This window comes from Saccharothrix sp. CCNWYY140 (assembly GCF_037401995.1).
In the GTDB taxonomy this organism is placed as follows: Bacteria; Actinomycetota; Actinomycetes; order Mycobacteriales; family Pseudonocardiaceae; genus Actinosynnema.
This window is the reverse complement of the sequence record NZ_JBBEGC010000003.1, coordinates 117,430-134,303: the sequence shown is the minus strand read 5'-3', so window position 1 is coordinate 134,303 and position 16,874 is coordinate 117,430. Positions and strand designations below refer to the sequence as shown.

Annotated in this window: 16 protein-coding genes; 8 read left to right on the top strand and 8 right to left on the bottom strand. The window is 70.6% G+C overall.

Going from position 1 to position 16,874, the window contains the following annotated elements; genetic code table 11:
• Positions 1-243: 243 nt before the first annotated feature.
• Positions 244-1,878, bottom strand: a complete 1,635-nt coding sequence (locus WBN91_RS03005; RefSeq protein ID WP_337722456.1) for a BCCT family transporter — start codon at positions 1,876-1,878, stop codon at positions 244-246.
• 91 nt (positions 1,879-1,969) lie between these two features.
• Here WBN91_RS03005 and WBN91_RS03000 point away from each other — a divergent pair, with 91 nt between their 5' ends.
• Genes WBN91_RS03000 through WBN91_RS02985 form a run of 4 tightly spaced genes read left to right on the top strand, consistent with a single transcriptional unit; the run spans position 1,970 to position 4,852 of the window.
• Positions 1,970-2,491, top strand: a complete 522-nt coding sequence (locus tag WBN91_RS03000) for a hypothetical protein (RefSeq protein WP_337722455.1) — start codon at positions 1,970-1,972, stop codon at positions 2,489-2,491.
• A 47-nt stretch (positions 2,492-2,538) separates the two neighbouring features.
• Positions 2,539-3,291: a YcnI family copper-binding membrane protein gene (locus WBN91_RS02995; RefSeq protein WP_337722454.1), complete on the top strand. Its 753-nt coding sequence runs from the start codon at positions 2,539-2,541 to the stop codon at positions 3,289-3,291.
• A complete protein-coding gene (locus WBN91_RS02990) occupies positions 3,288-3,833 on the top strand; it encodes a copper resistance CopC family protein (protein WP_337722453.1) in 546 nt (181 codons plus the stop codon). Before WBN91_RS02995 ends, WBN91_RS02990 begins: the two co-directional genes overlap by 4 nt.
• On the top strand, positions 3,830-4,852 hold the full coding sequence (locus tag WBN91_RS02985) for a copper resistance D family protein (RefSeq protein WP_337722452.1): 1,023 nt from the start codon (positions 3,830-3,832) through the stop codon (positions 4,850-4,852). The genes WBN91_RS02990 and WBN91_RS02985 overlap by 4 nt, the downstream gene beginning before the upstream one ends.
• Here the strand turns inward: WBN91_RS02985 and WBN91_RS02980 are convergent.
• Positions 4,849-7,713: an NACHT domain-containing protein gene (locus tag WBN91_RS02980; RefSeq protein WP_337722451.1), complete on the bottom strand. Its 2,865-nt coding sequence runs from the start codon at positions 7,711-7,713 to the stop codon at positions 4,849-4,851. The genes WBN91_RS02985 and WBN91_RS02980 overlap by 4 nt on opposite strands.
• A gap of 105 nt (positions 7,714-7,818) precedes the next feature.
• Here WBN91_RS02980 and WBN91_RS02975 point away from each other — a divergent pair, with 105 nt between their 5' ends.
• Complete coding sequence (locus tag WBN91_RS02975; protein ID WP_337722450.1) at positions 7,819-8,607, top strand: NmrA family NAD(P)-binding protein; 789 nt, start codon at positions 7,819-7,821, stop codon at positions 8,605-8,607.
• 67 nt (positions 8,608-8,674) lie between these two features.
• Here WBN91_RS02975 and WBN91_RS02970 read toward each other — a convergent pair whose 3' ends face one another.
• The 3 genes from WBN91_RS02970 to WBN91_RS02960 form a co-directional block, all read right to left on the bottom strand.
• Complete coding sequence (locus WBN91_RS02970) at positions 8,675-9,028, bottom strand: hypothetical protein (protein WP_337722449.1); 354 nt, start codon at positions 9,026-9,028, stop codon at positions 8,675-8,677.
• 93 nt (positions 9,029-9,121) lie between these two features.
• Positions 9,122-10,012 carry an aminoglycoside phosphotransferase family protein gene (locus tag WBN91_RS02965; RefSeq protein WP_337722551.1) on the bottom strand — a complete coding sequence of 297 codons (891 nt, stop codon included), beginning with the start codon at positions 10,010-10,012 and terminating at the stop codon, positions 9,122-9,124.
• Positions 10,013-10,027: 15 nt separating this feature from the next.
• Complete coding sequence (locus WBN91_RS02960; RefSeq protein ID WP_337722550.1) at positions 10,028-11,353, bottom strand: helix-turn-helix transcriptional regulator; 1,326 nt, start codon at positions 11,351-11,353, stop codon at positions 10,028-10,030.
• A gap of 282 nt (positions 11,354-11,635) precedes the next feature.
• Here WBN91_RS02960 and WBN91_RS02955 point away from each other — a divergent pair, with 282 nt between their 5' ends.
• Together WBN91_RS02955 and WBN91_RS02950 are read left to right on the top strand one after the other, a co-directional pair.
• Positions 11,636-11,950 (top strand): hypothetical protein, encoded by a 315-nt coding sequence (locus WBN91_RS02955; protein WP_443217657.1) that lies wholly within the window; start codon positions 11,636-11,638, stop codon positions 11,948-11,950.
• 13 nt (positions 11,951-11,963) lie between these two features.
• Entirely contained in the window at positions 11,964-12,323 is a 360-nt protein-coding gene (locus WBN91_RS02950) for a hypothetical protein (protein WP_121223852.1), read from the top strand.
• A gap of 573 nt (positions 12,324-12,896) precedes the next feature.
• Here WBN91_RS02950 and WBN91_RS02945 read toward each other — a convergent pair.
• The 3 genes from WBN91_RS02945 to WBN91_RS02935 are packed head-to-tail and all read right to left on the bottom strand — an operon-like array spanning position 12,897 to position 16,148.
• Positions 12,897-13,682: an SDR family NAD(P)-dependent oxidoreductase gene (locus tag WBN91_RS02945; protein WP_443217649.1), complete on the bottom strand. Its 786-nt coding sequence runs from the start codon at positions 13,680-13,682 to the stop codon at positions 12,897-12,899.
• A gap of 10 nt (positions 13,683-13,692) precedes the next feature.
• Positions 13,693-14,859, bottom strand: a complete 1,167-nt coding sequence (locus tag WBN91_RS02940; RefSeq protein WP_337722549.1) for an MFS transporter — start codon at positions 14,857-14,859, stop codon at positions 13,693-13,695.
• Between the two features lie 50 nt (positions 14,860-14,909).
• The gene (locus WBN91_RS02935) at positions 14,910-16,148 is read right to left on the bottom strand and encodes a GH1 family beta-glucosidase (protein ID WP_337722446.1); all 1,239 of its coding nucleotides are present in this window, start codon (positions 16,146-16,148) and stop codon (positions 14,910-14,912) included.
• A 101-nt stretch (positions 16,149-16,249) separates the two neighbouring features.
• Between WBN91_RS02935 and WBN91_RS02930 the strand changes: the two genes are divergently transcribed.
• A complete protein-coding gene (locus WBN91_RS02930; protein ID WP_337722445.1) occupies positions 16,250-16,864 on the top strand; it encodes a TetR/AcrR family transcriptional regulator in 615 nt (204 codons plus the stop codon).
• Positions 16,865-16,874 lie beyond the last annotated feature (10 nt).

Below are 16,874 nucleotides of genomic sequence, written 5' to 3'. Positions count from 1 at the left end.
GTTGCCGTTCCTCATGCCGAGTTCGGGGGCCGTCGCAGGTAGAACGGGGATGGACCGGGGGGTGGTAGCCCGGGTCCGTCCCCGCTTGCCCACTGCGCTGGGAAAATCGTTGTTAGCGCTAAATGTGTACGGATGGTCACAAATTGCGCCAGTGGTGATGTGGAGCACATATTACAGGCATGGCGCGACTCGGAATTGAACTGTCACACGCGAGAACGCTCCCACACACCGGGGCCGGTGTGTTCAGCCTCGGCGGGTGACGAGCCGTTCGACCGTCCGCAACGCCGTCTCCTCCGGTCCGAGTGGCTCCTCCTCGCGGACGAACAGCGGGTCGCTGCGCAGGTCGCGGGCCAGGGAGACGCACAGGCCCACCATCACCGCGGCGAACGGCAGCGCCGCGATGATCGTCAAGTTCTGCAAGCCGGTCAACGCGTTCGAGCCGCCGACCAGGAGCATCACGGCGGCCATCGCGCCGGTCAGCACGCCCCAGAACACGACCACGCCCTTGGTCGGCGCGATGGACCCGCGCTGCGACAGCGTGCCCATGACCACCGACGCGGCGTCCGCACCCGAGACGAAGAAGATCGCCACCAGCACCACGACCAGGGCCGCGGCGACCGACGCGAGCGGGTAGTGGTCCAGGAGCGCGAACAGCCGGCCCTCCGGCGTGGCCGCGCCCGCCAGGTCGACGCCGTCGCGCTGGAGGAACACCGCGGTGCCGCCGAACACGCAGAACCACAGCAGGCTGACCAGGCTGGGCACGCCGATCACGCCCGCCACGAACTGCCGGATGGTCCGGCCCCGGCTGATCCGCGCGATGAACATGCCGACGAACGGCGTCCACGAGATCCACCACGCCCAGTAGAAGACGGTCCAGCCGCTCAGCCACGTCGCGGTCGCGTCGCCGCCGGACGCCGCGGTGCGGCCCGCCATGTCGGCCAGGTCGCCGAAGTAGCCGCCGATCGCGGCCGGCACCAGGTTGAGCACGAACACCGTCGGACCGACCACGAACACGAACACGCCGAGCACGACGGCCAGCACCATGTTGGTGTTGGACAGCCACTGGATGCCGCGCGCCACACCGGACACCGCAGACGCGACGAACGCCACGGTCAGCACGGCGATCACGCCCACCAGCACGGCGTTGCCGACCCCGCCGACGCCCGCCGCCTGGAGTCCGCTGCCGATCTGGAGAGCGCCGAGGCCGAGCGAGGCGGCGGAGCCGAACAGGGTGGCGAAGATGGCCAGCACGTCGATCGCGCGGCCGGCCGGGCCGCTCGCGCGGCGGGTGCCCAGCAGCGGGGCGAACGCGGCGCTGACCAGTTGGCTCCGGCCGCGCCGGAAGCTGCCGTACGCGATGGCCAGGCCGACGACGGCGTAGATCGCCCACGGGTGGACGGTCCAGTGGAAGAGCGTGGTGGACATCGCAGTCCGCAGCGCCTCGTCCGACTGCGCGGGGGCGGTGCCCGGCGGCGGGTTCACGAAGTGCGAGAGCGGCTCGGTGACGCCGTAGAACATCAGGCCGATGCCCATGCCCGCGCTGAACATCATCGCGACCCAGGACACCGTGCGGAACTCGGGTTCCTCGTCGTCGCGCCCCAGCGGCACACGGCCGTACCGGCTGACCGCGAGCCACAGCGCGAACACCACGAAACCCGAGGCCACCAGCACGAACGCCCACCCGAGGTGGCCGATGACCCAGTCCAGGACGGTCTTCGACACACCCGCTAGCGAGTCGGTGCCGAACACGCCCCAGGCGACGAACCCGAGCGCGACGGCCGCCGCGACCCCGAACACGACGGGGTCGGTGCGGCCGGGGCGGTCCGCGCGGGGTTCGCCGGGCAGCGGCTGGTCGATGGAGTGCTGTGCGGTTTTCACCGGCCGCCTGTTCCCCCATGTGGAGCATTCCAAACCTGGGGTTAACGCCGGCGACTCACACGTTGGTGGAGCGGTCTCCTACGCTCTGTGCATGACCCGACGTCCGGCACCGACCCGCTTCGCGCGGGCCGTGTTGCTGGCCGTGACGTCGGCGGCGCTGAGCGTGGCCGCGCACGGCGCCGCGGGCGGCGAGGTCACCGAGTTCGCACCCGCCCTGCCGCTCACCGTGCTCATCGCGCTGGCGAGCACGGCGGTGCGCGGGCGCGGGCCGTGGACGGTGCTCCCGACCCTCGGCCTCGCCCAGGCGGCGCAGCACACGCTGCTCAACCTGGGTCACCACGAGGACGTCGGCGCCGGGCTGGGCTTCGGCCCGGTCGCGATGGCGGCGGCCCACGTGGTCGCCGCGCTGCTGACCGGGCTGCTGCTGGTCCGGGCGGACGCCGTGCTGGACGCCCTGGTGTGGGCGGTGTCGCGGCTGCTGCCCGTGCTGTGGTCGTTCGCGCCGGTCGCCGGGCCGACGGCACCCGTCCGGGTGGCCCCCGTCCCGGACGTGTGGATGTCGGTGCTGCTCAGACGCGTGCACGGCCGCCGCGGTCCCCCGTTGTGCTCCTGATCCCCCGGAACCCACACATCCCCTCTGGCATCAGGAGCCATACCTTCATGTCGACAAATCGCTTTGGCGTGCGCACGTGCGCCAAGGGCGGGGCCGTGCTGGCCGCCGCCGCCTTCGCCCTCGTGAGCACCGCCGGCATCGCGTCCGCGCACGTCACCGCGTCCACCCCGAAGGACGCCGTCCAGGGCGGCTACACCAAGGTCACCCTGCGCGTGCCCAACGAGCGGCCGAACAACGGCACCGTCAAGCTCGAACTGACCCTGCCCGCCGAGTACCCGCTGGCGTCGGTCAGCACCAAGCCCACGCCGGGCTGGAAGGTCGAGGCGGTCAAGGCCAAGCTGGACACGCCGATCAAGAGCCACGGCCGCGAGGTCACCGAGGCCGTCCGCACCGTCGTGTGGACCGCCGACCCGGGCGTGCGCATCGAGCCGGGGCAGTTCAACGAGTTCGACCTGTCCATCGGGCCGCTGCCGGACAACACCGACCAGCTCCTCCTGCCCACCAAGCAGACCTACGACAGCGGCGAGGTCGTGGACTGGAACGCCCCGCCGCCCGCCGAGGGCGCCGAGGAGCCGGAGAAGCCCGCACCCGTGATCAAGCTGGTGAAGAAGTCCGGCGGCGACGCGCACGGCAGCGCCGTCACCGCGTCCACGGGAGAACCGCAGGCCGCGGCGCCGTCCTCGGACCAGACCGCCCGCTGGCTGGGCGGAGCCGGCTTGGCCGTCGGCGCCCTCGGCCTGGGCATCGGCATCGGCGCGGTGCTGCGGTCCCGCCGTTCGACGGGTACTCCTTCGGCATGAGGCGCGCGCTCTCCCTGCTGCTGGCCGGCCTGCTCGCGGGCGGCCTGGCGCTGACCACGTCCGGCACGGCCCTCGCGCACAACGTGCTGGTCAGCAGCAACCCGAAGGACGGCGAGGCCCTGGCGGCCGGGCCGGCGGAGATCACCCTGACCTTCGACCAGCCGGTGCAGGCGGGCGAGAAGTTCAACACCATCACGGTCATCGGCCCGGACGAGTCCCACTGGGAAGCCCCGGACGAGCCGACCGTGAAGAACAACACGGTGGTCTTCAAGGTCCGCCCGCTCGGCCCGGCGGCCGAGTACAAGGTGGGCTACCGGATCCTGTCCGCCGACGGCCACCCCGTCACCGGCTCGCTGAAGTTCACCCTCACCACCGCCGGCAACGGCACCCCAGCGCCCACCACCACGACGGCGTCCGCCGCCCCCGGCTCGGACAGCGGTGACGGTGGCGTGCCGATCTGGGTGTGGATCGCCGGCGCGGTGGTGCTGCTGGGCGGCGGCGTGTACTTCGCGCTGCGCGGCGGGACGGGCGCCAAGCGGTGACCGTGGACCGGACCACCACCCCGACCTCCCGGCACTGGGTCGTCGGCGGCCTGCTCGCGGGCGGGTGCGCCGGCGTCCTCCTGGGGTTGGGACTGTCGACCACGCCGGAAGCGGTGGGCGTGGCCGAACCCGGGGCGGTGGTCCGGTTCGCGCACCCGCTGGTCAGAACGCTGCTCGACCTGGCCGCCACGGTCGTAGTAGGGCTGTCGCTACTGCCCAAGCTGCTCGGCTTCACCCGGCCCGCGGTGACCGAGCCCGTGCTGCGCATCGCCCGACCGGCGGCGGTAGTCGCGGCGGCCGTGTGGGCGTTCACCGCGTTGCTGTCGATCGTGATCAGGGCGTACGAGACACGACCCGACGTCACCGTGACCATGAGCTCGGTCGTGGACTACGTGCAACGGGTCGGCGCTGGGCAGGGGTTGCTGTTCAGCGCCGTGTGCGCGCTGGCATACGTCGTGGTCGGGATCATGGCCGTGCGGCGCGGCGAGTCCGTGCCGGCGGAGCTGCGGATCCTGATCTCCATGTTCGGCCTGCTGCCCCTGCCGGTGACAGGGCACGCGTCGAACTGGAAGTACCACGACTACTCCATGATCTCGATGGAGCTGCACGTCCTGGGCGCGGCAGCGTGGACCGGTGGTTTGGCGGCCTTGGTCGTGTTGGTGTCCCATCGGCGAGGGTTGTTGGCGGACGCGCTGCCGAAGTTCTCCAAGCTGGCCACGGTGAGCTTGGTGTTGGTGTCGGTGACCGGGCTGTTCAACGGCTTGCTGGAACTGTTCCTCAATCCGGTGGTGGCCCTGCCCGGATCGCTAGTCACCACTTCGTATGGGTTGGTGCTGCTGGGAAAGATCGTGTGCGCGGTCTTGTTGGCGTTGCTGGGCGCGAACATCCGCTGGCGCTTGCTGCCCCACATCGCACGACACAAGACGACGGCGATCGTCGCTTGGGCCACCGTAGAGGTGACGATCATGGGCATCGCCTTCGGCTTGGCCGTCATCCTGTCCCGAGCTCCGGTCGCCTAATTCTCGACTACATTCGCATTGATCCTTCCGCGGCCCTTGTACGCGATTCCCTCCGCAATGCTCAGCAACTCGAGGTCAAGTTCAGCCAGCGGGCTGAGGTCGTAGTCGAACTCGACGTTGTTGCCAATCGAGAGCATTTTCAGCCCTCGAATCTTCGCGAGAGGTTCAATGCTGCCGAAAGTCGAGTGCTGGATCATGAGATGATTCAACGGCACGCCGACCAGTTCAGCTAGCTCCAGGTTTTTGAACCAGAGTATGTTCCAGTCCGTTGCCGCTCCGAACACTCGCGCCGCCTCGGACAGTGAACCCGACACGCAGCGGAAGAGCGTCACACTCAGAACTCCGGGCAAGACGTCGAGCCCGGATAGCTGGGAGTCGTCATAACCGTCGAGCAATACATCTCGCAGGCCCGGCAGCTCCGCCAACACGGACAGGTCGACGTCCGCGTGGGCGATGTCGGCCAGGTCGATCGCTCGCAACCCCCCGATATGACGGATGTGCGGAAGGAATTTCGGCGATGGGACGAGCAGGGCGCTGTCGCCGAGATCCACGTTGGCGAGCACGGTTCTCGCGTACTGTTCCGGGTCGAAGAACTGCCACTGCAAGGCGACCGCTATCCGTACGGCCAGTCGCTGGTCTTTCGCGTAAGACGCAAGGAGTGGCATCGCTTCGGCGGCACCCGCGAGCGCAGCGGCTTCCACGGTCGCGACCGCTGCCGTTTCAGGGAGGCGTTTCAGATCGAGCGGCAAGTAGCGCAGGAGGCGCGGACCGATCGCCGCCAGTGACCTCGCTTCGCTGTCCTTCCTCGGCGGAACCAACTTGTCGCGCACCACCGCGTCGATCCGGTCCCGCACCGCAGGGTCCACGTCTCGCACGGTTTCCAGGCTCGCCGCCGCGATCAACCGGAGTCGGCGCGCCCGCCTCGGCTCCCGATCAGCCACGTCCAGGATGCCGGTCAGCAACTGCTCGGCCTGTTTCGCCGTCGCGTGGCCACACGCCATCACGACGGTCTCCCACCACGTGTCCAGGTGGGCGTGGGCGATCAGCGTGTCGATGTGGTGCTGCTGCACGGCTTCCTCGGCCGCGAGGTACTCCAGGAACGTCCGGTGGACGAAGTCGACCAGACCCGGCACGGGCTGCCGCAGCACACCGCTGCGCTCCACCAAGTGCGTGAAGATGGCCTCGGGCTCGACCTCCACGTCCGGCATCGCGGGCAACTTGCGCGAGAGGTGCCCGAGGGCCTCCTCGGTCGACAGCTCCACCTTGTAGCCCAAGGTCAACCGCCATGCCAAGTCGCGCAACAACACCCGCTTCCCGGCATCGGTCAACAACGTCTCGATGCCGCGTTCCGCGTCGCGGAGGTGCAGCAGCATCGCCAGCGCCTTGGCGTACAACTCCATGCGGTTGCGCGGGAGTTCGGAGCGGTGCGACAGGTTCAACGCACACAACATCGCGCACAACAACGGGCTGGACGCGAGTTGCCGCAAGTGCGGCCGTTCCAGTTGGGCGCGGAAGCGGCGTTCAGCCGCCGTCACTTCCGCGCCGGTCAACTCCGCCGCACGGTGCCACCGCTCCACGAAGTGGACGATGTTCACCGGGCTCATGGGCTCCAAGGTCACCGTCCGGAACTTCTCGGCGGCCAGCCAGCGGCCGTCGGCGGCGGCCGTCCGCGACGTGACCACCACGCGGGTGCCGGGGTAGGCGTCCAGCAGGTCGCGCAGCCACTCCTTCACCGCGCGCCGGCGACCCGCGGGCACCTCGTCCACACCGTCGACCAGCAGCAACCCGCGGCCGGCCTTGAGCACCCGGTGAGTCCACGCTTCCGGCGCAAGGTCCGCGACCATCGGCGTGCCCAGGCCGACGAACTGCTCGGGTCGCGGGAGGTCCCCTTCGGCGAACATCCGCAGCAGCACGACGAACGGGACGGAGTCGTTCCACCCCTTCAGCGCGCCCGTCAGTGCCCGCCGCGCCGCCTGGACCGCCAGCCAGTGGAGGAGGGTCGTCTTGCCCGAACCGGCGTCGCCCCGCAGCAACACCCGCTGTTCGTCGCCGATGGCGGCCTCGATCGACAACCCCTCCGTCGCGACCTGTTCCGACAGGTCGAGCCGAGTTGGCAAGGCCATCCGGCGACGACGGGTGCGTGCGCGGCCGTCCGACGCGCTCAAGCTCAGGTAGGCGACGGTCAGTGCGAGCGTCGGCTGGTCGTCGCCCGGCAGTCCGAGCAGTTCCAGGCGGTCCAACGTGCTGGCCAGCCTCGACAGGTACTCGACCCGGAACTCCTCGTCCCGGTCGACGCCGCGGGGTGCGTAGAGGCTGGTGGTCGGTGTCCGGGACAGGAGTTCGTCCAGGACGTCGGCCTGCGCGGTCAGGCGGGTCAGGACTTCGCCCAGTGCCGCGGACGGGAAGGTCGGCAGGTAGCGGACGACCTGCACCAGGTGCCGGCACGCCTGGTCCAGGGCCAGCTCGTGGAGTTGGGTGGCCCGTTCGGACAGCAGTGCCGACCGTTGGGGGAACTGGCGGCGGATCTGCTTGGCCAGGACCTCGGGGTCCGCATCCGCCGCCAGCAGCGCTTTGTCGGACAGGTCCACGTCCTCCAGAACGTCGGCCACACCGCGCAAGGCGGCCTCGGCCTCGTTGTCGGGCACGTCGGAGAACCGCTGCTCCAGCACGGGCGCCAACTGCTCGGCCACCTGTTGGCCGATGCGATCGACCAGGTTCTCCAGCTTCCGCTGCTGCAACAAGCCCTTCAGCTCGACCTGCGCCAGCTCGGCCAGGCTCGCGCCCCGCTCGAACGTCGCCTTCCGCCGCTGGAGCCAGTACTTGGCGGCGTGCGTGGCGATCGTGCTGCCGAGCTTCAGCACCTCGCGTTCCAGGACGATGACGACCCCCTTCTCCGGCCTGATGCCTAACCCAGTTCCGACTCAGCGCCACCGCAATTGTCGTACCCCGGTGGTCTACTCGACCGCATGGACGAGATCTTGGTGTTGGGAGCGACGGGCACGACCGGCAAGCGGGTCGTGCGGGAACTGGAAGCGCGGGGGGTGGTCGTGCGGGCCGCGTCACGGCGTGGTCGGGTGCGGTTCGACTGGGGGGAGCGGGACACCTGGGTGCCGGCGGTGGACGGGGTGTCGGCGGTCTACCTGATGGCGCCGCACGAGTTGCAGATCGACGCCGAGTTCGTGCACGAGGCGGTGGCGCGCGGGGTGCGGCGGGTCGTCTTGCTGTCCAGTCGTGGCATCGAGGAGATGGCGGACGATCGGCTGCTCGGCGCGGAGGCGACGGTGCGCGGGTGCGGCGCGGAGTGGACCGTGGTGCGGGCCGACTGGTTCGACCAGAACTTCGACGAGGGGTTCTTCCGGCCCGCGATCGAGGCCGGTGCGCTGGCCGTGCCGGTCGGGGAAGTCCGGCAGGGGTTCGTCGACGCGGACGACATCGCGGCCGTGGCGGCGGTGGCGTTGACCGAGGACGGGCACGCGGGGCGGACCTACGAGGTGACCGGACCCCGGGCGTTGAGCTTCGCGGAGGCTTTGACACTGATCGGCGCGGCGTCCGGGCGGCCGGTGCGGTTCGGCGGCACAGCCGACGAGTACCGGGCGCAGCAGGACGCCATCGGCATGCCCGGGGAGCAGACAGAGGCCGAGATCGAGGCGTTCGCGCAGCTCAAGGACACCGAGCCCACCGAGGCGGTACCCCAGGTGACCGGGCGGGCGGCCATCGACTTCGCCGAGTACGCGACCAGGGCGTGGGCCACATGACACCCCGCTTCGCCACGCGGTTCGTCGGTGAGTGGACCGTTCGGTGCGGTGAGCTGCACCGAACGGTCTAGTCGGCGATCAGGCGCGCCTCGGGGTCCGAGCGGAGCTTGCTCAGCGTCGCCATCGCGGCGTGGCCCCGGCGGTCCAGCTCGCGGGCGTCGATCCAGCCGTGGGCGTAGTAGCGGTAGTCCTGGGCGAGTTTCACCAGCTCGGCGAGGTAGTCGGCCGACCTGCGGCGGCGCTGTTCGTCGAAGGACGCCAGGAGCGGCAACTGCGTGTCCACGACCTCGTCGAGCATCCGCGCGGCCTCCAGGGCGCGCTTGCCCTTCCACCGCCGCGCGCCGCCCACGGCACCCAGCCGTGCCACCGCACCCAGCCGCGCCTTGGCGCCCAGCCGTGCACCCACCAGCCGTCCGATCACGCGCACCTCACCGCACGTCCCGCATCCCCGTCGCTGCGTGATTCGGAAAAACCGGCCCGAGTGTTACCGGTTCGTTCCCCCACGCCCCCGCGATCAGCGGTAGGGGGTCCACGGGGTGGTGGTGTCGCCCGCGCGCAGGGCCGCGAGGCGGCGGCGGAGCTCGCCCCGCACGTCGGGGTGGCTGCGCAGGATCGGCAGGACGCTGGTGGTCAGCTTGAGCTCCCGCACGTCCCGCAACACCGCGAAACCACTCCAACGGGTGACGTCGAACCGGTACTCCCGGGCCAGCTGCCGGTACCAGCGGTCCGGGTGGCCGAACCGCGCCACCCCCACCGGGAGGGTGCTCAGGTCCCACTCGCGCGGCCCCACGCTGGTCGAGTCGAAGTCGCACAGCACCGGCCCGTCCGGGCTGGGGATCAGGTTGCCCAGGTGGGCGTCCCCGTGGACGACGCCCTCCGGCAGCACGGTCGCCAGCCCGTCCAGCCGGTCCTCCAGCAGCGCGACCCGCTCCTCCAGGAACGACCGGTCCGGCGCGGACAGCTCCTCGGCGTCCGCGATGCGCTTGCGCACGTCGTCCAGCGGCGACCAGCGGGGCAGCGGGAAGTCCGGCGGCGGCAGCGCGTGCACGCGGCGCAGCAGCCTGCCCAGGTCACGGCCGTCGACCGCGGGTCCGTCGGAACGCACGGTGTGCCAGACCGTGGCCAGGTGCTCGCCCACGGCCAGCGGCTGCGGGAACTGCTCGACCAGCCGCACCGCGGGCACGTCGTGGTCCTGGAGCCACCGCGCGACCCGCACCACCTTCTCCGCCCGGTGCCGCAACGCCATCGACCCGACGATCCGGACCACGACCCGGTCCGCGGGGAGGTCGAACACCGCGTTGGAGGTGAACTTCAGCAGCCGCGCCGAGTGGTGCGCCAACCCGAGCTGGGCGCACAGCCGCTCCAGCACTCCGGTGAGCGCGGCCGGGGTGAACCTGCCGTCCAGGCGAGACTCCCCGGCTCAGGCCGCGCTGTCGTTGCCGGTGAACTTGGCCAGGCGGTCGGCCAGTTCGCGCGCGTCGGCGTTGTTGCTGCGCTTCTCCGCTTCCAGCTGGAGCGGGCGCATGCGGTCCTTGGTGCGCACCGACTTCAGGCCCTCGGACAGGTCGATCGCCTGCCGCCCGATCTTGGCGCCGTGGTCGATGTCGCCTTCCAGCAGGTGGTTGATCGACAGCGACGTGAGGTTGAACGAGCGGCTGCGGCTCATGTCCTCGCCGTAACCGCTTATGGCCTTGGTCAGCGCCGGGATCGCGGTGCGGGTGTACTTGCGGGCGTCCACGGTCTGCGCCAGCTCGGTGTGGACCGTGCCGATCATCGCGGACAGGTCGTTGGCGTCGAAGAACTTCGCCCACGCGGGCGCCTCGTTCAGGTTGGCGCGGGCGAACTCGTCGCGCGCCCGGCCCAGCAGCTTCAGCGCCTGGTCGTCGGAGCCCATCTTCGCGTAGGCCCAGGCCTCGTTGGCGCACAGGATGCCCACCGCGAGCTCCGAACCGGAGTTCTGCGCGGCCAACTGGCCGAGCTGGAACACCTTCAACGCGTCGTCCGGCGCGTCCTGGTGCAGGTAGACGCGGCCCATCCGGTACAGGATGTTCGCGACCAGCTCTTCCTTGCGGCCCTGCTTGGCCAGCCCGAGGGCCTGGCCGAAGTGGTTGCGCGCCGAGTCGTACAGGCCCGTGTCGAACGAGGTCCAGCCGGCCAGGTTGTGCAGGTCGGCGAGGGCGACGTAGAGCCGTTCCTTCACCAGGTCCGTGGCGTTGGCGCCGAGCATCTGCTGTCCCCAGGACAGCTGCGCGACCACGGCGTCGCGGCACGAGCCGCCGCCGTACTGGTAGTCCAGCGTGCGGAGCGCCCGAGTGGCCGCTTCCACCTGTCGGACGTCGGTCATGCCGATCCGGCCGGGAGCCGGCGTCTGCGCGGGCGACGAGGCCCAAGACCCGGAGTCCGTACCGAACACGGCCGCGCCGACGGTGATGGCGGCGGCGTGCGCGAGGAACTTCCTTCGCTTCACCGACTCGTCCTCCTCAGACTGGGGTGCCTCCGCGGTCGCGGCCACCCGCACTGCCGTGGCCTCGTCGTAGGCGAGGCCCATGTATCCCCTGGGGACACCCAAGCCCTGGGCGATCCTCGCCAGGACGTCGTAGGCCATGACCTGGCGTCCCTTGAGGATCTCCGAGACTTCGGACTGCGACTGGCCCGTGAGCGCCGCGATCTGGCGCTGGGACACGCCGTGCCTGCGCAGCAGCCGGTAGACCGAGCTGATCTCCCGCCTGGCCAGCGCGTCCCGCATCTCCTGCTGGTCCCACACGTCGGGTGTAACAGGAGAGCCTTGCGAACCGATGGTGTTCAATTGCGCCCCCTCACAGTCCTCCGGGCGTCAACGGCAGAGTAGGGGCACTCCCCCAACCGCAGGAAGTGCTGATCGGCGAGGCTGATCGGCCCTGCCGAACTCCGTTGACCGCTTACCGTGGAACGGCCACCGGCTAGCGCTGTGACGTCCCGATCCGGGTTGAATCATCGCAATCTGAGTCTCGGTAAGCGAGCGAACACGGAGAGGGAACCGGCAGTGGACCTGATCGAGCGGGCGGTGACCACCACGGGTGGGTCGGCAGCGCACGCCGTCGCCACGGCCCCTTCTCCCCCTTCCCCGACTGTCCGGGAGTCGACCGACCTCGACTCCGGATGGCGCGGCTCGACCGGGCAACGTCGCTGGTGGCGGATTCGCTGTAGCGACGTGGTGGACCGGGAGCGCTGCCTCACCGTGCTGGTCGACCAGGGCCGCGTGGTCCTGGTCGGTCCGCCGGGTGAGACCGCGGTCCTCTCGGCCGACCAGCTCGTACAGCTCAGGGCTGCGCTACGCGAGGCCGCCGAGCAGGCGGAAAGGTGACGGTGACGTTTCGGTGGACGAGATCCTCGGACAAGTTCTTCGCAACGCGGTGTGGGAACGGTTGGACCTGCTCACCGAGCTGGCCAACGAGGCCGACGCCCCGTCCCTCCTGTCGGTGGCCCGATCCGAGCTCCCTCGGCTGACCGAGGGGTGGCGGGCACTGCTCGCCGCGCACGAACCGGACGAGAAGGGCAACTGCCCCGAGTGCTCCGGACGGTGGCGGCAGCAGAAGAGCCCTTGCTCGGTGTGGCGCGCCGCGTACGAACACCTGGTCGCGGGCGGCCTCGCCCCGCGCCCGGCTCGACACCTGCGCTCGGCCCCGGTGACCCCTCCTGTCACCCGGACCAGACGCGCGGTGCTCCGAGCCCACTAACGGGCGGCCCCGACCTGTCGTTCCCCCGACGCGACAAGGTCGAGCACCCGCCTACTGGCCGGCGGTCCGGGACGTGCGAACCCCCGACCGCGACGAACGGACCGCCGGCCGGCTACAACTCCACACAGACATCCGCGGGCCGGTGCTGTGCACCTTCCCTCCCCGACCGGCACTGGTCCGCGGGCACCACATCGGCCTCCGTTGCCCGCCCCTCCCGCGCGGGCAACGGAGGCCGTTTCCACACCCGCCCAGCACGGGGTTGTCGTACCCCGCCGGCAGACTGAGCCCCAGGGGGCGCTCACGGGGAAATGTCGTACCCCCGTGGGACAATGGAGACGGGGGCCGGAGGCCACGCCCGAAGGCGGCTGGAGGCCAAGCCGGGACGAGAGCGGGAGGCAAGCCCGACAGAGGCGCCTCCGCCGGACATCCCTCCACTCCGCACCGAACCTCCCGCGCGCGCCGGAACCTCGCCGCACGAATCGAGCCCCGCGCCGCGCGCCAAACCCGCCGCACGCATCGGATCTCACGACCTCCGACCCGGCGGCCAGCCCTGCCGACGCCGAGCCCGGCCGGTCAGCGGTGGGTGCCGGTGCGCCAGGTCAGGTAGGACACCAAGCCCGGGAGCACCCGGTTGGTCAGGTCGAAAGCCTTGAGCTGCCACGGGAACACGACCTCGTCGCGCCCGCGCTCCACCGCCCGCGCGATCTCCTCCGCCACCCGCTCCGGCGTGACCGTCGGGATGAGCCGCGCGACGACCGGGATGCGTTCCTCCGCGCCCGGGTTGTTGCGGAAGTACGCGCTGCTCACCTTGCCCGGCACCACTTCGCTCACCCCGACCCCCGTCCCGCGCAGGTCCTGGCGCAGCGCCGCGGTCAGGCCGCGCAGCGCGTACCGGGACGCCGCATACCCGGTCGCCCCCGGGATCGGCATCCGGGACACCGGCGAGTTCACGTTCACGATCCGCCCCGACCCGCGCGACCGCATCGAAGGCAGGAAACTCCTGGTCACGTGCAGCGCCGCGGTGAACGGCAGAGCGGTCATGGCGTCCAGCTCCGCGGCCGGGGTGTCGTCCAGGAACAGCCACCGCCCGGCGCCGGCGTTGTTCACCAGCACGTCCGGCGCCCCGAACTCGCCCAGCACCCGCTCGGCCAGCGTGCCGATCGCGTCGACGTCCGTCAGGTCCGCGGGTACCGCGACCGCACGGCCGCCGAACCCCCGGACCCGCTGAACGACGGATTCGAGCGCTTCGGCGCTGCGTGCCACCAGCACGACAACCGATCCGCGCCGTGCCAGCGTCAACGCGGTCGCCGCACCGATGCCCTGCGAAGCCCCCGTCACCACAGCGGTGGTTCCCGTCAAACGCACTCCATCACCCCACAGCTCGAACGCGGCTCACGAGCGCCGCCGCGCACAACGTCGCCAACGCGGACACGGCGAACAACCCGCGGTACCCGCCGAGGCCGGCCAGCACGAACGTCGTCAACAGCGGCGCGACCACCTGCGGCAACGAGTTCGCGATGTTCACGACGCCCAGGTCCTTCGCCCGGTCGGACGCGGCCGGCAGCACCTGGGTCAGCAGCGCCAGCGCGACCGCCCAGTACCCGCCGAACCCGACCCCGAGCAGCGGGGCAGCCACCAGCGCGGCGGTCCACGTCGGCCACACCACCAGCAGCAGGGCCGCCAGCGCCATCACGAACGCTGACCCGTGCACCCAAGGCTTGCGCCGCCCGCTGCGGTCCGACCACACCCCGACGACGAACGCGCCGAGCGTCAGTGCCACGCCGTACAACAGCATCAGCACCAGCAGCCCGTCCTCCGGCGACGGGTGCCGCACGACGTCGTCCAGGAAGTACAACAAGTACAACGTGCCGAACGCGTTCCCCAGGTTGATCATGAAGTGCGCGCCCCACGCCCACGCGAAGTCCGGGTGCCGGCGCGGCGACACCCACAGCTCGCGCCACCGCAGCTCCGGCCGCACGACGATCCGCGCGTCCGGCGTCAGCAGCACGAACAGCAAGGCACCCGCCACGACCACGACCGCACAGGCCAGGTACCCGGCGACCAACCCGGACACCACGACGGTCACCACGACCGCCCCGAGCACGGTCCCCAGCATCTGGCTGGTCCCGACCAGCCCGCCGACCTTCGCCCGCTGCCGCACCGGCACCCGGTCCGGCACGGCGGAGGTCAGCGCGGCGAGCATCCCGTTCAACCCGGCCTGCACCAGGCACCAGCCGACCACCATCACGCCCACCGACGACGCCGACGCCAGCACGACGAGCCCGAGCGCACCCACGAGCGCGCCGCCCAACGTCCACGGGTGCCGCCGCCCGAACCGGGACGTGGTGCGGTCCGACGACAGCCCGATCAGCGGGTTCGCGACCAGCGCCACCGCCGCGCCCACCCCGGTGACCAGCCCGAACACCGCCTCCTTCGACGTGCCCGCGAGCAGTTCGGCCTGTTGCGGCAGCAGCACCTGGATCGGCGCGTAGATCCCGAGCCACAGCCCGAGGTTGGCCAGGAACAGCCACCCCATCCACGACCGCCGGACCGGCGTGACCGGCTCGGCCCACGGGTCGACCGCGGTCACCGGCGGATCCGGTCGCGGTACCAGGCGAAGGACGCGCGGGGCGTGCGCTTCTGGGTCTCGTAGTCCACGTGCACCAGGCCGAACCGCTGCGAATAGCCCGAGTCCCACTCGAAGTTGTCCATCAGGGACCACACGAAGTACCCGCGCACACCGGCGGCCAGCGCGGCTTCGACGTGCCCGTCGAGGTAGGAGATCCGGGCGGTGTCCTCGATGTCCTCGCCGAAGCTGCACCCGCTCTCGGTGATGTAGACCGGCGGCAGGTTCGGGTGGCGTTCCCGCAGCGCGGCCACCATCTCGGACAGTCCGTGCGGCACGACCGGCCAGTCGAACGCGGTCTTGGGGTACTCGTCGATGTCCACGAACTCGAACGGCAGCGGGTTGCCGTCGCTCGGACTCCGCAGCCGGGTCGGGTTGTAGTAGTTGACGCCGTAGAAGTCGAGCGGCTGGGCGGTGATCGCCAGGTCGCCGTCCTGGATCGGCAGGCGGTCGGCCAACTCGGCCGGGTAGGCGCCGGCGAGCAGCGGATCGGTGAACAGCCAGTTGTGCAGCGCGGAGTAGGCGTGCGCCGCTTCGACGTCGTCGGGCGTCGCGGGCCACGCGGGCGTGTGGTTGTTCGCGGTGCCGACGGCTTTCGCGCCGGCGGACCGCAGTGCCTGCACGGCCAGGCCGTGCGCGAGGTTGAGGTGGTGCGCGACCGGAAGCGCGTCGTAGAGCAGGGCTTTGCCGGGCGCGTGCTGGCCGACGGCGTACCCCAGGAGGGTGAGGATCGCGGGTTCGTTGATCGGGATCCACATCGCCACCCGGTCGGCCAGGCGCTCGCCGACGGCCGCCGCGTACTCGGCGAACCGGGAGGCGGTGTCGCGGGCGAGCCAGCCGCCGGCGTCCTCGACGGACTTCGGGGTGTCCCAGTGGTAGAGCGTGGCGACGGGCGCGATCCCGTTGTCCAGCAACAGGTCCACCAGCCGGTCGTAGAAGCCGAGGTCGGCCAGGCGGGGCCACGCGACGGAGAACCGGTAGGCGCCGACGCCGAGGTCGCGCATCAGGGTGACGTCCTCGCGGTACCGGTGGTAGTGGTCGCACGCGACGGCGGCGGTGTGGCCCTCGTGCGCCGGGAAGTCGTCCCACACGGACGGGACGCGGCCGTCGTCGTGGAACGCCCCTTCGATCTGGAACGCGGACGTCGACACACCCCAGAGGAAGTCGTCAGGCAGGGTCACGCAGGCCTCCCAGAACATGAAAGTGATTCGGATCGTAGGCGTGTTGACCGCCAACGGGAAGTACTGGCGTCCCGGACCGGGCACTATGGAGACCCGCAACCCGACCAGCAGGAGTCGCCGTGACGAGTACGACCCCGTTGCGCCGCCAGCCGGTGCAACAGCGCAGTGCCAAGCGCGTCGAGCGGATGCTCGAAGCCTGTGCCTCGCTCATCGAGGAGGTCGGCTACGACGGGGTGACAACGACGCTCATCGCGGAGCGCGCCGGGGTGGCGGTCGGGTCGCTCTACCAGTTCTTCCCCGACAAGCGTGCCGTCGTGCAGGCCCTGACCCTGCGCAACCTGGAGAAGTTCATCAGCACGGTGGACGGCCGGTTCACCTCCAAGACGCTCGACCACTGGTGGGACGCCGTGGACACCATCTTCGACGTCTACGTGTCGATGCACCGGGAAGTGCCCGCGTTCAGCAAGCTGCACTTCGGCGACGTGGTCGACATGCGGCTGCTGGACGACCGGCGGGACAACAACACCGTCATCTCCGACCGCATCGCCGAGATGATCTCGACCAAGTTCGACATCCCGCTGGACAAGCTGCAACTGCCGATCTCGATCGCCGTGCAGGCGGCGGACGGCGTGCTGAACCTGGCGTTCCGCACCGACCCGGCCGGCGACCAGGCGATCCTGGACGAGGCCAAGGCGCTCGTGCGGGGGTATTTGTCGACAAGGCTCCCCGACTGAGGTCGCGGCT

Excerpts from the sequence above, each read along its gene's own strand:
- WBN91_RS02960 (WP_337722550.1), bottom strand. The coding sequence starts at position 11,353 with ATGCGGGACGCGCTGGCCAGGCGGGAGATCAGCTCGGTCTACCGGCTG.
- WBN91_RS02975 (WP_337722450.1), top strand. The coding sequence starts at position 7,819 with ATGGACGAGATCTTGGTGTTGGGAGCGACGGGCACGACCGGCAAGCGG.
- WBN91_RS02990 (WP_337722453.1), top strand. The coding sequence starts at position 3,288 with ATGAGGCGCGCGCTCTCCCTGCTGCTGGCCGGCCTGCTCGCGGGCGGC.
- WBN91_RS02940 (WP_337722549.1), bottom strand. The coding sequence starts at position 14,859 with ATGGGGTGGCTGTTCCTGGCCAACCTCGGGCTGTGGCTCGGGATCTAC.
- WBN91_RS02935 (WP_337722446.1), bottom strand. The coding sequence starts at position 16,148 with ATGTTCTGGGAGGCCTGCGTGACCCTGCCTGACGACTTCCTCTGGGGT.
- WBN91_RS03000 (WP_337722455.1), top strand. The coding sequence starts at position 1,970 with ATGACCCGACGTCCGGCACCGACCCGCTTCGCGCGGGCCGTGTTGCTG.
- WBN91_RS02995 (WP_337722454.1), top strand. The coding sequence starts at position 2,539 with ATGTCGACAAATCGCTTTGGCGTGCGCACGTGCGCCAAGGGCGGGGCC.